Origin of the sequence: Massilia sp. Root133, from assembly GCF_001426525.1 — a bacterium.
In the GTDB taxonomy this organism is placed as follows: Bacteria; Pseudomonadota; Gammaproteobacteria; order Burkholderiales; family Burkholderiaceae_D; genus Telluria; species Telluria orientalis.
In genome coordinates, this window is sequence record NZ_LMEW01000031.1 from 123,691 (window position 1) to 136,433 (window position 12,743).

General features: G+C 65.5%; 9 protein-coding genes, 2 tRNA genes and 1 riboswitch. Of the genes, 4 read left to right on the forward strand and 7 right to left on the reverse strand.

Features of this window, described 5'->3' with window-relative positions; all coding sequences use genetic code 11:
- Positions 1 to 20 precede the first annotated feature (20 nt).
- From ASD28_RS18630 to ASD28_RS18645, 4 genes are all read right to left on the reverse strand, one after another.
- Positions 21 to 97: transfer RNA gene (locus ASD28_RS18630), tRNA-Arg, on the reverse strand.
- Positions 98 to 145: 48 nt separating this feature from the next.
- Positions 146 to 1,921, reverse strand: a complete 1,776-nt coding sequence (locus ASD28_RS18635; RefSeq protein WP_229412134.1) for a S8 family serine peptidase — start codon at positions 1,919 to 1,921, stop codon at positions 146 to 148.
- A gap of 89 nt (positions 1,922 to 2,010) precedes the next feature.
- Positions 2,011 to 2,097: riboswitch (cyclic di-GMP riboswitch) on the reverse strand.
- Between the two features lie 305 nt (positions 2,098 to 2,402).
- Positions 2,403 to 3,035, reverse strand: coding sequence for a PEP-CTERM sorting domain-containing protein (locus tag ASD28_RS31255; RefSeq protein WP_082577292.1), 633 nt, complete (start codon positions 3,033 to 3,035; stop codon positions 2,403 to 2,405).
- A 411-nt stretch (positions 3,036 to 3,446) separates the two neighbouring features.
- Positions 3,447 to 3,523, reverse strand: a tRNA-Arg gene (locus ASD28_RS18645).
- 151 nt (positions 3,524 to 3,674) lie between these two features.
- On the opposite strand from ASD28_RS18645, the gene ASD28_RS18650 reads away from it, so the two are divergent.
- Together ASD28_RS18650 and ASD28_RS18655 are read left to right on the forward strand one after the other, a co-directional pair.
- Positions 3,675 to 4,529 carry an SPFH domain-containing protein gene (locus ASD28_RS18650; protein WP_229412133.1) on the forward strand — a complete coding sequence of 285 codons (855 nt, stop codon included), beginning with the start codon at positions 3,675 to 3,677 and terminating at the stop codon, positions 4,527 to 4,529.
- 12 nt (positions 4,530 to 4,541) lie between these two features.
- Positions 4,542 to 4,736 (forward strand): hypothetical protein, encoded by a 195-nt coding sequence (locus ASD28_RS18655; protein ID WP_056131399.1) that lies wholly within the window; start codon positions 4,542 to 4,544, stop codon positions 4,734 to 4,736.
- Between the two features lie 129 nt (positions 4,737 to 4,865).
- On the opposite strand, the gene ASD28_RS18660 is transcribed toward ASD28_RS18655, so the two are convergent.
- Entirely contained in the window at positions 4,866 to 5,327 is a 462-nt protein-coding gene (locus ASD28_RS18660; protein WP_200948860.1) for a GNAT family N-acetyltransferase, read from the reverse strand.
- Positions 5,328 to 5,529: 202 nt separating this feature from the next.
- Here ASD28_RS18660 and ASD28_RS18665 point away from each other — a divergent pair, with 202 nt between their 5' ends.
- The gene (locus ASD28_RS18665; RefSeq protein WP_229412132.1) at positions 5,530 to 9,435 is read left to right on the forward strand and encodes a two-component regulator propeller domain-containing protein; all 3,906 of its coding nucleotides are present in this window, start codon (positions 5,530 to 5,532) and stop codon (positions 9,433 to 9,435) included.
- Here ASD28_RS18665 and ASD28_RS18670 read toward each other — a convergent pair.
- Positions 9,432 to 10,376 carry a D-2-hydroxyacid dehydrogenase gene (locus ASD28_RS18670; RefSeq protein ID WP_056131407.1) on the reverse strand — a complete coding sequence of 315 codons (945 nt, stop codon included), beginning with the start codon at positions 10,374 to 10,376 and terminating at the stop codon, positions 9,432 to 9,434. The genes ASD28_RS18665 and ASD28_RS18670 overlap by 4 nt on opposite strands.
- Positions 10,377 to 10,492: 116 nt before the next feature.
- Positions 10,493 to 10,822 carry a hypothetical protein gene (locus tag ASD28_RS18675; protein ID WP_056131410.1) on the reverse strand — a complete coding sequence of 110 codons (330 nt, stop codon included), beginning with the start codon at positions 10,820 to 10,822 and terminating at the stop codon, positions 10,493 to 10,495.
- A 211-nt stretch (positions 10,823 to 11,033) separates the two neighbouring features.
- Between ASD28_RS18675 and ASD28_RS18680 the strand changes: the two genes are divergently transcribed.
- Positions 11,034 to 12,704 carry a M28 family metallopeptidase gene (locus tag ASD28_RS18680; RefSeq protein ID WP_229412131.1) on the forward strand — a complete coding sequence of 557 codons (1,671 nt, stop codon included), beginning with the start codon at positions 11,034 to 11,036 and terminating at the stop codon, positions 12,702 to 12,704.
- Positions 12,705 to 12,743: the final 39 nt, after the last annotated feature.

Here is a 12,743-nt window from a genome sequence, read left to right on the forward strand (position 1 = left end):
ATCTGGCCTTTCGTATAAGYTGGTGCGGCTGGCAGGAATCGAACCCACGACCCCTTGGTTCGTAGCCAAGTACTCTATCCAGCTGAGCTACAGCCGCCCCGAGGCCGGCATTATAGCGGACTTTTTCCTTTTGGCAAATACGAGATCACTTCGTCGTCACGGTGACCGACGTGCTGCTGGTATTGCCCGCCGCATCGCGCGCCGTCGCGGTGATGGTGTGCTGGCCGGCAGCGACCTTGCGCGTGTTCCAGTTATAGCCGAGCGTACCGCCCGTGCCCTGGGCCTTCGTCTGGCCGTCGATGACGAGCGTGGTCTTGATGCCGGCGGCGCCTGCGTCGTCCGTCGCGTTGACCGAGACCGCGACGTTGCCGTTGACCGTACCCGCCACCGGATTGCCGATGGCGACGGCAGGCGCCGTCGTGTCCTTGCTGACCGTCGTCACGCTGTTGGCGACGTTGACGGCGACGGCGGCGGACTGGCCGGCGTTACCCGCAGCGTCGTAGGCGACGGCGACCAGGCTGGCCATGCCGTTGGCGACGCCGGTCGAGTCCCAGCTGAAGCTGTACGGCGCGGCGGTGTCCGTGGCGACCACGGTGCCGTTGACCTTCAGGTCGACGCGCGCCACGCCCACGTTGTCGCCGGCATTCACGGAGACGCCGACGAGGCCGGAGACCGAGCTGTTCGCCAGCGGCGCGGCGATCGATGCGAGCGGGGCGGCCGTGTCGACCGGCGACTGGTAGGCCACGGTGGCGCGCAGGGCGGCGGCGGCATCCACGCGGCCGTAGCCGAATACCGGATCGCGGCCGGCCGCGCCGAGATCGACGGCCGTCGAGTACAGCAGCGACTGGATCGTGTTGCCGCCCAGGTCGGGACGGGCCGCCATCATCAGCGCGGCGACGCCGGCAGTGACCGGGGCCGAGAACGACGTGCCGTTCCATGCCGAATAGCCGAGCGAATTGTTCGTCGTCCAGATGTTCGTGCCCGGCGCTGCGATGGTGACGAAGCTGCCCCAGCTCGAGAAGCTGGCCTTGGCGTCGTTGCTGTCGGTGGCCGACACGACGACCAGCGCCGGATCGGGCACCACGTTCTCGTCGACGTTGTTGTTGCCGGCGGAAACGAACACGAGACCGCCCTTGCTGTTCATGTAGCGGGCCGCGCTGAGGATGGCGGAGCTGCCGGCGATGCCGGTATAGCTGATGTTCGCGATCCGCGCCCCGTGGTCGGCCGCATACGTGATCCCGCTGGCGATCGTGCTGAAGTAGGCGTGGCATCCGGTGCTGTCGCTGTAGGCGATGCGCAGGGGCATGATGCTGGCCGCGCCCGCGATGCCGGCCACGCCTGCCGCGTTGTTGGACGTGGCCGCCGCCGTGCCGGCGACGGCAGTGCCGTGCCCGCAGACGTCCGTCAGGTCGGTGTTGCTGCCATAGACGTTATAGCCGGCGACGAGGCGGTCCTTGAGGTCGGGGTGGTTGACGTTCACGCCCGAGTCGAGCACGGCGATCGTCACGCCGCGGCCGAGGGAGCTGTCCCACGCGCTGGTCGCGCCGATCTTGTTCAGGTGCCACTCGCTGCCGGCATACGGGTCGGTCACGGCCAGCGCGGCCGGCACGATGCGGTCGAGTTCCGCGAATTTGAGTTCGGGGCGGTGCGCCAGCTTCGCGACGACGGCCACTTCCGACGCGTTGGCCGGCAGGTCGACGATTTGCAGGCGGCTTTGTCCGAGCTTGCGGCGCTTGCCGCCGTGTTCCTTGAGGATGCGATCCAGGGCCGCGTCCGACAGGCCCGGGCGCGCCTCGACCAGGATGCGGCCGCGCGCATAGCCGGCGTCTTGCGCGGCGAGGGCGGACTGTGCGGCACCGATGGAAAGGGTGCTGGCGATCAACATCGGCAGCAGGCTGAGGGAGGTGTGTGCGGACTTCATCACGTACGATTCCTTGAGATAAAAATTAGCAGGATCGTGCGCAATGACGTTCTGTCGCGACAGGCGGGGGCCTGTATCGAAAGCTGGCATCTGGCAGTCCTGCCGTCCTGGAGCCTAAGCTCGTTAGACCGTTGACTTTGCGTCACCCGCTTTCGCGGGCTTTGCCCTTTTCAATAAGCAGCGTTCAGCTGTTTCGGGAAATCATAATCGTTTCCGGAAACAAATTTACTGCGAAATGGAAAGAAAATGTAAGCGTATCGCGATTTAATTGCGCTGGCGCAACAGTTCAATATCGAAAGTGAAATGGGTGTGATAATGAAATTAATACATTGCTGGGTAAAGAGAGGGAATCAGAAAAAACGAAACGATTAAAAACAAGGAAAGTGACTTGCAGTCAAAACAAGACTTTTTATGAGCCTGGAATAAAAAAAGCCCACCGGGCGGTGGGCTTTGAGATGAGCGAGGAATGCGGCCGAAAAAATCAGCCTTTGCGGCGCAATTTGGTCATGCCGAGCAAGCCGAGGCCGAGAAGTGCCAGTGTCGCGGGTTCCGGCACTTCGCCGCCGCCCGAATCGCCCGATCCGTCGCCATTCCGGTAATACACGGAGATATGCGAGATATTGTGCACGGTCGAGGCGCCATTCAGCGGGAACGGCGGATCGGTGAACGGCGACGAGTAAGTGCCGCCGTAAGGCATCTTCAGCAGATACCCGACCAGGTTGGTATTGTCGCCGTCCTTGAAGATCAGCATCACGTCCTGCGGTGCGGGGGAGCCGCCGGCATAGATGTAGGTGCCCGACACGTTGTTGCCGGTGAAGTTGAACAGTGCCGAGGTGTCGCTGCCTCCGGACGAGTCCATGTTGTCGTACTTCCCGTCGAACAGCCAGTTCGAGATGCCGAAGAAGCCACCGGAATTGATGGTGGAGAGAGAGTTGTCATTCTGGTTGGCGTCGATCGGCGAGAGAATTGCGCAATTACTGGTATTACTGACTTTGCCCGAAATATCGTAAGCGGGCGATACGCCGGTACACGATACCGTAGTGGCAAATGCGCCTTGTGCAGCGAACAGTATGGAGCAGGCGACGCTGGCTTTTACAAGATTTGTGCGGAACATGATTTCTCCCTGGTTTCAGATGGGTGGTAATGCAATGATTAATGCTGCAATGACCGTGCCAGGAAATAGAAACCTTGTGTTTACGGCGATTTAATTTAGAAACTCTTGGTTAAAAAAGATCGATGTAAATTTATTCGACAGATATAGTTGTTTCTAATCAAGTGATCTAAAGAAAGAGAGAAGGAAACGATGAAATAGACCGCTTCAGCGGAACATTCATTTCCGGCGAGACCGGGTAGAGGCCGCGCTGGCGTGGCAAGAATATTGCGTGATGGAATTGCGTGAGGCGAGGCGGCGCGCGTCGAAGAAAACGGCAAAGGCAGAAAAGACGGAAAACGTCGCAGAACGGTACGCATCAATGAAAAATGGCTCATAAACCGCAATGCGTTTTATGAGCCATTCGTAATGAGTTGGTGCGGCTGGCAGGAATCGAACCCACGACCCCTTGGTTCGTAGCCAAGTACTCTATCCAGCTGAGCTACAGCCGCCCGAGGCACGCATTATAGCAGGCTTGCCCCGAATGACAAAATGGAACGCTTGACAACGCGGAAAGGTGATCCTAAAGTGATATCACTTTCATATAACCTCATGGGATCCTGCATGTCCGCACACACTCGTCAGGAAATACCGCTCTCTTCGATGAATGGCTACCTCGCCCTGGCCGGTGGCATCCTCGCCGTCCTGGCCGGCGCCTGGCTGGTCCACCTGTCCATCCTGGGCAGTATGGCGGGCGGGGCGGCGCTGGTCGGCATTGCGCTCGTCTTTGCCGGCGTGTTCGTGTGCGCAGGACTGTACATGCTGCAGCCGAACGAGACGGCCGTGCTGACCTTGTTCGGCCGCTATATGGGCACGGACCGCGGCGAGGGCCTGCGCTGGGCGTTCCCGCTGTATCGCAAGCGCAAGCTGACCGTGCGGGCGCGCAACCTTAATATGTCGACGCTGAAGGTCAACGACAAGCGGGGCAATCCGGTGGAACTGGCCGCCGCCGTCGTCTGGCGCGTGCGCGATACGGCGCAGGCGCTGTTCGAGGTCGACGATTTCGAGCGCTACGTCAGCGTGCAGGCCGAAGCGGCGCTGCGCCACCTGGCCGCGCAATACGCGTACGACGAGGGCGAGGACCTCGCGCCGGGCGAAACGACCCTGCGCGGCGGCGCGGCGGAAGTGGCGCACGCGCTCAGCGTGGAACTGACCGCGCGCTTCGAGGCGGCTGGCGTCGAAACGCTGGATGCGAAGCTGACGCACCTGGCCTACGCCCCCGAGATCGCCCAGGTGATGCTGCGCCGCCAGCAGGCGCAGGCGATCATCAGTGCGCGCGCCCGCATCGTGCATGGCGCCGTCACGATGGTGGAAGATGCCCTGAAAGGCCTGGCCGAGCGCGAGATCGTCGAGCTGGACGCGGAACGCAAGGCGTCGATGGTCAGCAATCTGCTGGTCGTGCTGTGCTCGGACCGCGACGCGCAGCCCATCATCAATGCAGGCACCCTGTACAACTGAGGCGGTGCGTCGATGGCAAGTCCCGGCAAGAAGTCCTATCCGCTGCGGATCGATCCCGCGTTGTGGGAGCAACTGCAGCGGCTGGCCGCCAACGATTTGCGCAGCGTGAACGCGGAGATCGAATTCCTGCTGCGCGAGGCGCTGGCGCGGCGGGGCATCCGGGTCGGGTCCGCGCAGCCGGATGCGGAAGAGGGAGGCGCAAAATGAAAAAGGCCAGATCTTGCGATCTGGCCTTTCGTATAAGCTGGTGCGGCTGGCAGGAATCGAACCCACGACCCCTTGGTTCGTAGCCAAGTACTCGCATTATAGCAGCGGTTTCCAGTTTGGCAAAGCGCGTTACAGCTCGTGCGTGTACACGATGAAGCCCAGGTGCCGCGCGACCTTGTCGTAGAGCGCGCGCCCGGCCGCATTGTCCGTGTGCGTCTGCCAGTACACGCGCGAACTGCCGGCCGCGCGCGCCTTGTCGTAGACGGCTTCGATCAATTGTCGGCCGACGCCCAGTCCGCGCCTGTCGGGTGCGGTGAACAGGTCTTGCAGGTAACAGACGTCGTGCAACCGCGTCGTGCTGCGATGAAAGATGTAATGGGCGAGGCCGACGATACGGCCGGATGCCTCGGCGACCAGCGCGTGCACGGGCTCGGCCGGATCGAAGAACCGGTGCCACGTGACTTGCGTAATGGATTCGGGCAGGGCCGTCGGGCCGCTGCGTCCGTAGAAGGCGTTATAGCCGTCCCACAGCGGGCGCCAACTGGCGAGGTCCTGGGGATCGAGGGGGCGAATGATGAGCTGGTCGGACATGATGAGATGTGGCGCAGCAAATGGAAAAGGCCAGATCTTGCGATCTGGCCTTTCGTATAAGTTGGTGCGGCTGGCAGGAATCGAACCCACGACCCCTTGGTTCGTAGCCAAGTACTCTATCCACGCATTATAGCAGTGGCATGGCGAATGAGGAAGTCTTAATTTAATTCAACATTTTCGGGGGTTCTGGTAGATTAGCCCTGTGTCCTGGAAACCCGAACTCCTCCCGTCAGTCAACCAAGCGCTGCGGCGCATGCTGTGCGGCCTGCTGCTGGCCTGCGTGTGCTCGCTGGCGCTGGCGGGCAGTCCGCGCAGCCTGCGTTTCGAGCGCATCGGGCTGGAAGAAGGACTGTCGCAGGAATCCGTCCTCGCGATCCTGCAGGATCACGACGGCTTCATGTGGTTCGGCACGCAGGCGGGCCTGAACCGCTTCGACGGCTACCGCAACCAGGTCTTCCGCAACGACCCCAACGACCCGGCCAGCCTGGCCGACAACTACGTGCAGGCCGCGTACGAGGATAGCCAGAACCGGCTGTGGTTCGGCACGCGCGGCGGGCTCGCACGGTTCGATCCCGCGAGCCGCAAGTTCATCCGGCTGCCCCTGCTGGCCGGCACGGAACCCAATGCGCGCAACAGCGCCGTCACCGCGATCATCGGCGACGGCGCCAACGGCCTGTGGGTCGGCACCAGCGACGGCATCGTGCACGTCGATCCGGCGGCGGGCGCGCTGCGCACGCTGCGCCACGATGGCCGGGATCCCGGCAGCCTGCGCGACGACCGCGTCACGGCGCTCGCCCTCGACCCGCGCGGCGGGCTGTGGGTCGGCACCGGCGTCGGTCTCGACCACCTGCCGGCGGGCGCCACCCGCTTCGCCCATTACGACATCGACACCGGCAAGCGCAATGCGGTCGCCGCGTTGTCGATGGGCCCGCGCGACACGCTGTGGATCGGCACCGACGCCGGCCTGGAAGCGTGGCGCATCGGCCAGGGTGCGCCGCAGCGCCACCATGTCGGCGCCGACGAAGGCATGGACGACGGCCGCGTGCAGTCGCTGTACCACGACCAGGGCAACACGCTGTGGGTGGGCACGGAACTCGACGGCCTCAAATGGCGCGACCCCACGACCGGGCGCTTCATCGGCTACACCAGCCAGCCCCTCGATCGCCACACGCTGTCCGACAACCGCGTCATGGCGATCTGGGTGGACCGCACGGGGACGCTGTGGGCGGGCACGATGTTCGGCGGCGTCAGTCGCGCGGACCTCGCCAGCGGCGGCTTTTCCCGCTTCGCGCTGTTGCCGGGGCAGGTGGCGGACCCGCGCAGCGCGCGCAAGATCCGCAGCATCGCCGTCGGCGCCGACGGCCGCCTGTGGCTGGGCACGACCGGCGGCGGCATCCTGCACCTCGATCCGGAGAGCGGCCGCGTGGAGATGCTGCGCCACGATCCGCACGACGCCGCCAGCCTGCCGGACGACACGGTCAACAGCGTGCTGCCGGGACGGGGGCGCTTGTGGGTTGGCTCGCCCAGCGGCCTGTCGTGGCGCGATCCGGCGACCGGCCGGTTTACATCCGTGCCGCTGGGGCGCGAGGCGGGCGCCAACTGGGTCCAGGCGCTCACGCTCGACCGCACCGGCGCGCTGTGGATCGTCACGCGCGGCGGCCTGTTCATGCTGGAGGCGGACGGCACGCTGCACGGCTGGCGTCACGATCCGGCGAATCCGGCCAGCCTGGGCGACAACTATGGCTTCGCCGCGTTCGAGGACCGTGCCGGCACGATCTGGATCGGCACGGAGAATGGCCTCGACCGTTACGACCGCGCGACGAACACGTTCACGCACTTCCGCCACGACGCGCGCGACCCCGCGAGCCTGGGCCACAACCGCGTCTATTATCTGCAGGAGTCCGCGCGCGGCGACCTGTGGGTCGGCACGGCGGGCGGCCTGCACCGCATGCAGCGGGAGCCCGGCGGCAAGACGGCGTTCCGCAGATTTCCCGTCGCACCCACGCGCGAGCAGGTGCCGATCGGCGGCATCCTCGAAGACGGCAACGGCCAGATCTGGGTCAGCACGACGACGGGCCTGACCCGCGTCGATCCGGAGACGGGGCGCTACAAGAACTACGCGGCCAGGGACGGCCTGACGGACGGCTCGTACTTCGTCGGCTCGGCGGCGCGCGGCGCGGACGGCGAGCTGCATTTCGGCGGCATCAACGGCATGACGTCGTTCCAGCCGGAAGACATCCACGACAACCCGTTCCCGCCCGCAGTCGTCATCACCGACTTCCTCGTGTTCAACCGGCCGCGCGCGCTGCCCGTCGCCGTCGACCGCCTGCGCGCCATCCGCCTGAGCCACCGCGATTCCGTGTTCACCCTGGAATTCGCCGCGTTGCACTACGCCGATCCGCAGGCGAACCGCTATGCCTACCGGCTGCTCGGCTTCGACCAGGACTGGACCGAGACGGACGCCCGCAAGCGCTTCGCCACCTACACGAACCTCGATCCGGGCGAGTACGTGTTCGAGGTGAAGGCCGCCAACAAGGACGGCGTGTGGAGCGAACGTCCGGCTACCCTGAACATCTCGATCCCGCCCCCGTTCTGGATGACGTGGTGGTTCCGCCTGCTCGTGGCGACCGTGCTGGCGACCATCGCCGTCGCGCTGTACCGCTTGCGCGTGCGCGCGCTGGTGCAGCAGAAGGCGCGCCTGGAACGCCAGGTCGGCGCGCGCACGGCGGAACTGGTGTTGCAGAAGGAGCAGGCGGAAAAGCGCAAGCAGGAGGCCGAGGCGCAACAGGAAGCGGTGGAGCAGGCGCGCCGCAACATCGCGCTGCTGTCCGACATCGGGCGCGAACTGACGGCGAACCTCGACGGCGAGGCGATCATGGCCAACGTGTACGGCCAGGTGCGCCAGTTGATGGACGCGCCGCTGTTCGCGATCGGCGTGGCGCGCGTGGACGGGCCGATCGACTACCCGTACGTCGTCGCCGACGGCCGCCGCGTGCCCGAACAGGGACGCTTGCCCGCGCGCGTGCGCGGCCTGGGCGAATACTGCCTCGCGACGGGCGAGGAGATCCTGATCGGCGACCTGGCGCGCGACTACGCCCGGTTCGCGGGACTCGTGCGCGACGTGCTGGGTGCGGATCCGGCCAGCACGGACGCCGACACGCCGCCGGCGCCGCGCTCGCTGATGTTCGTGCCGATCCTCGTGGGCCAGCGCGTGCTGGGCGTGATCACGGTGCAGAGCGGCCGGCCGGGCGCGTACCAGAACGTGCAGCTCGACATGCTGAGCACCCTGGCGTCCTATGTCGGCGTCGCGCTGGACAATGCGGACGCCTACCGCCAGCTGAAGGAAACCCAGGCCCAGCTGGCCGCGCGCGAAAAACTCGCGTCGCTCGGCTCCCTCGTCGCGGGCGTCGCGCACGAATTGAACACCCCGATCGGCAACAGCCTGCTGATGGCCAGCACCCTGGAAGAAAAGACGAACGCGCTGGCCGACCGCTTCGCGCACAACGCGCTGAAGAAATCGGACCTGGAGACGTGGATCGCGGCGGCGCGCGAAGCGGCGGGCCTCATCGTGCGCAGCCTGCACGGCGCGGCCGACCTCGTGAACAGCTTCAAGCAGGTTTCGGTGGACCAGGCCAGCACGCAGCGGCGCCGCTTCGACCTGGACCAGGCCTGCCACGAGATCGCGGCGACGATGATGAACCAGGTGCGCCGGGCCGGTCACACGCTCGACCTGCAGGTCCCGGCCGGCATTGCGATGGACAGCTATCCCGGCCCGTTCGGCCAGGTCGTCATCAACTTCATCAACAACGCGCTGCTGCACGCGTTCGACGCGCCAGGCGGCCACATGCGCATCGATGCCCGGCCGCTGGACGGCGACCGCGTGCGCATCGAATTCGCCGACGACGGCCGCGGCATCGCGCCGGAGCACTTGTCGCGCATCTTCGATCCATTCTTCACGACGCGCATGGGACAGGGCGGCACGGGCCTCGGCCTCAACATCGCCTACAACCTCGTGACCACGCTGCTGCAGGGGACGATCCGGGTCGAGAGCCGGCCCGGCCACGGCACGGTGTTCATCATCGAGCTGCCGCTGCGGGCGGACGGTTAGACCACGTTGGTCGGCTTCCCGGCCACCCACGCCTCGAGATTATCGACCAGCATGTCGGCCAGCGTCTGCATCGCGCCGCCGCTGGCCCACGCCACGTGCGGCGTCAGCACGAAGTTCGGCAGACGCAGCCGCAAGAGCGGATTGTCGGGCACGGGCGGCTCCTTGCTCAGGACGTCGAACCCGGCGCCGGCGATCGTGCCTTCCGTGAGCGCCCGCGCCAGCGCCGCTTCGTCGACGAGGCCGCCGCGCGCCGTGTTGACCAGGATGGCGCTCTTCTTCATGGCCGCGAGCTCGCGTGGTCCGATCATGTGGCGGGTCTGGTCCGTGAGCGGCAGGTGCAGGCTGACGACGTCCGACGTGGCCAGCAGCTCGTCCAGCGGCAGCTGCACGACGTCCGTGTCCGCCACGGGCGAACGCGACGTGACGGCGACGTCCATGCCGAACGCGCGCGCGATCTGGGCGACGCGGCGCCCCAGCGCGCCATAGCCGACGATGCCGAGGCGGCTGCCGGCCAGGTCGCCGATCGGGTGGTCGAGCAGGCAGAAACGCGTCGACGCCTCCCAACGCCCGTCCTCGACGTCGGCCACGTAGGCGCGCAGGTTGCGGCGCACGGCGAGGATCAGCGCGAAGCAGTGTTCGGGCACCGAGACCAGCGAGTAGTTGCGGATGTTCGCGACGACGATGCCCCGTTCGCGGCAGGCGGCGAGGTCCACGTTGTCCGTGCCCGTCGCGGCCACGGCGATCATCTTCAGGTCCGGCAGTTGCGCGATCGCGTCCGCGCGCAGCGGCACCTTGTTCGTGATGGCGATGGTGGCGCCGCGCAGGCGTTCGACGACCTCGTTCGCGTTCGTGGCGGGGTAGTCGCGCCAGCGGTGCTCGAAGGAGGGTTTGCGGATGTTCGCGATCAGGCTGTCGCGATCGAGGAAGACGATGTCGTGCATGGTAGTCCCGGCTGATAACGGACTGCCATTGTAGATCGCGGACGAAAAAAAGACAGGGCGAACCCTGTCTTCGGAGGATGGAGGGGCTTGAGCCGGTTATGCGCTGCCGGAGGGGCTTACTTGGCAGCGGCGGCTTTCTGGTCTGCGTGTGCCTCGGCCTTGTCGGCTGCGGCTTCCGCCTTGGCTTTGGCGGCTTTCTTGTGTGCTTTGGCTTTCGTCTTCGCGGCGTCTGCCTTGGCGACGGCGACGTCCGCATTGGCTTCCGCGGCTTTCTTCTCCAGCTTCGCGTCCGCTTTCACGTCGGCCTTTTCTTCCTTGGCTTCCGCCTTCGCGGCCTTCTTGTCGGCCTTCATTTCTGCATGGGTCGTGGCCGGGGTGGCGGTCGTCTGGGCGTACACCGAGGTGGCGAACAGGCCTGCGATCAGGGTGGCGACGATTTTGTTCATGGCGGTGTTTCCTTCAGGTGTCGTTAAGGGGTGCTACTGGGCCAGAAACGCGGCCGTGCAGCGGGTGGTTGACGATGCTTTACATCCCGTTACAAGTGTACGTACGGAAATCCTTTTGTCGGAACGATGTTTGACAGTGGAAATCATTCGAACGATACTTTGGCGGCACTATCCGTGCCCATCCAATAATTCGACGCCCAAGAGACCGCTCGTGAGACCACAAACTTCCCTCCGTACCACCCTGACCGCCATCGCGCTCGCCACCGCGGCGCTGGCGGCCCACGCCGCAGACGCCGTCCACATCGATCCGAAAATCCTGTCGCAGGACGTGAAAGTCCTGTCGTCCGACGAGTTCGAAGGCCGCGGCCCGAACACGGCCGGCGAGACGAAGACCGTCAACTACATCATCGACCAGTTCAAGCAGGCCGGCCTGCAGCCGGGCGGCGACCTCGTCGACGGCAAGCGCGGCTGGACGCAGGACGTCCCGCTGGGCCGCTTCGAGATCAGCGGCCCGGTCGACGTGTCCGTGACGGCCGGCGGCACCACGAAGACCTTCACGCAGGGTAACGAAGTCGCCGTGCGCGCCGCGATGACGGGCGCGAAGAGCGTCGACTTCAAGAATGCGCCGCTCGTGTTCGTCGGCTATGGCGTGACGGCACCGGAACGCAAGTGGGACGACTTCAAGGGCCAGGACCTGAAGGGCAAGCTGGCCGTCGTGCTGATCAACGATCCGGACTTCGAGACGGGCAAGGGCGACTTCGGCGGCAAGGCCATGACCTACTACGGCCGCTGGACCTATAAATTCGAGGAACTGGCCCGCCGCGGCGCGCTCGGCACGCTGATCGTGCACGAGACCGCGCCGGCATCGTACGGCTGGGCCACGGTGAAGAATTCGAACACGAACGTCCAGTACGACATCGTGCGCAAGAACCCGTTGGAAGCGCACGCGCCGGTGGAAGCGTGGATCCAGCGCGACGTCGCCGTCGACCTGTTCAAGCGCGCCGGCCTGGACTTCGACAAGCTCAAGAAGCAGGCGCAGGCCCGCACGTTCAAGCCGGTCGAGCTGAAGGGCGTGACGATGTCCGCGCACTACGCGGTCGACGCCAAGGTCATCACGTCGAAGAACGTGCTGGCCGTGCGTCCGGGCAGCGAGCACCCGGACCAGGTCGTGATCTATAGCGGCCACTGGGACCACCTGGGCGTGGGCCTGCCGGACGCGAAGGGCGACAAGATCTACAACGGCGCCGTCGACAACGCCACCGGCATCGCCGCGCTGCTGGAACTGGGCCGCGCCTATGCCAAGGCCCCGGCACCGAAACGCAGCGTCGTCTTCCTCGCCGTGACGGCGGAAGAGAAGGGCCTGCTGGGCTCGGAATACTACGCGAACAACCCGGTCTACCCGCTGGGCAAGACGGTCGGCGTGATCAATATGGACGCGCTGAGCCCGTACGGCCCGTCGCGCGACTTCACGATCTCCGGCAGCGCCAAGCTCGACCTGCTCGACCGGCTGGTCGCGAAGGCCAGGCAGAACGGCATCCGCTACTCGGCCGATCCGAAACCGGAAGCGGGCCACTTCTTCCGTTCCGACCACTTCCCGTTCGCCAAGCACGGCGTCCCGGCGATCTCGTTCGGTTCGGGCGAGGACTGGGAGCAGGGCGGCGTCGCAGCGGGCAAGGCCGCCGAGGACAAATACGTGTCCGTCGCGTACCACCAGCCGGCCGACGAATGGAGCGCCTCGTGGCCGTTCACCGGCATGGCGCGCGACCTCGGCGTGCTGTACTCGGTGGGCCGCGACCTGGCCGATTCGGGCGCCTGGCCGAACTGGTCGAAGGACTCCGAGTTCCGCGCGGCGCGCGACGCGAGCGCATCGGAGCGCAAATAACGTGAGTTAGCTGGCGAACAGTCGCGTCTGCAGCTACTG

Coding starts and splice junctions, on each gene's coding strand:
- ASD28_RS18635 (WP_229412134.1), bottom strand. CDS start 1,921: ATGAAGTCCGCACACACCTCCCTCAGCCTGCTGCCGATGTTGATCGCC.
- ASD28_RS31255 (WP_082577292.1), bottom strand. CDS start 3,035: ATGTTCCGCACAAATCTTGTAAAAGCCAGCGTCGCCTGCTCCATACTG.
- ASD28_RS18650 (WP_229412133.1), top strand. CDS start 3,675: ATGAATGGCTACCTCGCCCTGGCCGGTGGCATCCTCGCCGTCCTGGCC.
- ASD28_RS18655 (WP_056131399.1), top strand. CDS start 4,542: ATGGCAAGTCCCGGCAAGAAGTCCTATCCGCTGCGGATCGATCCCGCG.
- ASD28_RS18660 (WP_200948860.1), bottom strand. CDS start 5,327: ATGTCCGACCAGCTCATCATTCGCCCCCTCGATCCCCAGGACCTCGCC.
- ASD28_RS18670 (WP_056131407.1), bottom strand. CDS start 10,376: ATGCACGACATCGTCTTCCTCGATCGCGACAGCCTGATCGCGAACATC.
- ASD28_RS18675 (WP_056131410.1), bottom strand. CDS start 10,822: ATGAACAAAATCGTCGCCACCCTGATCGCAGGCCTGTTCGCCACCTCG.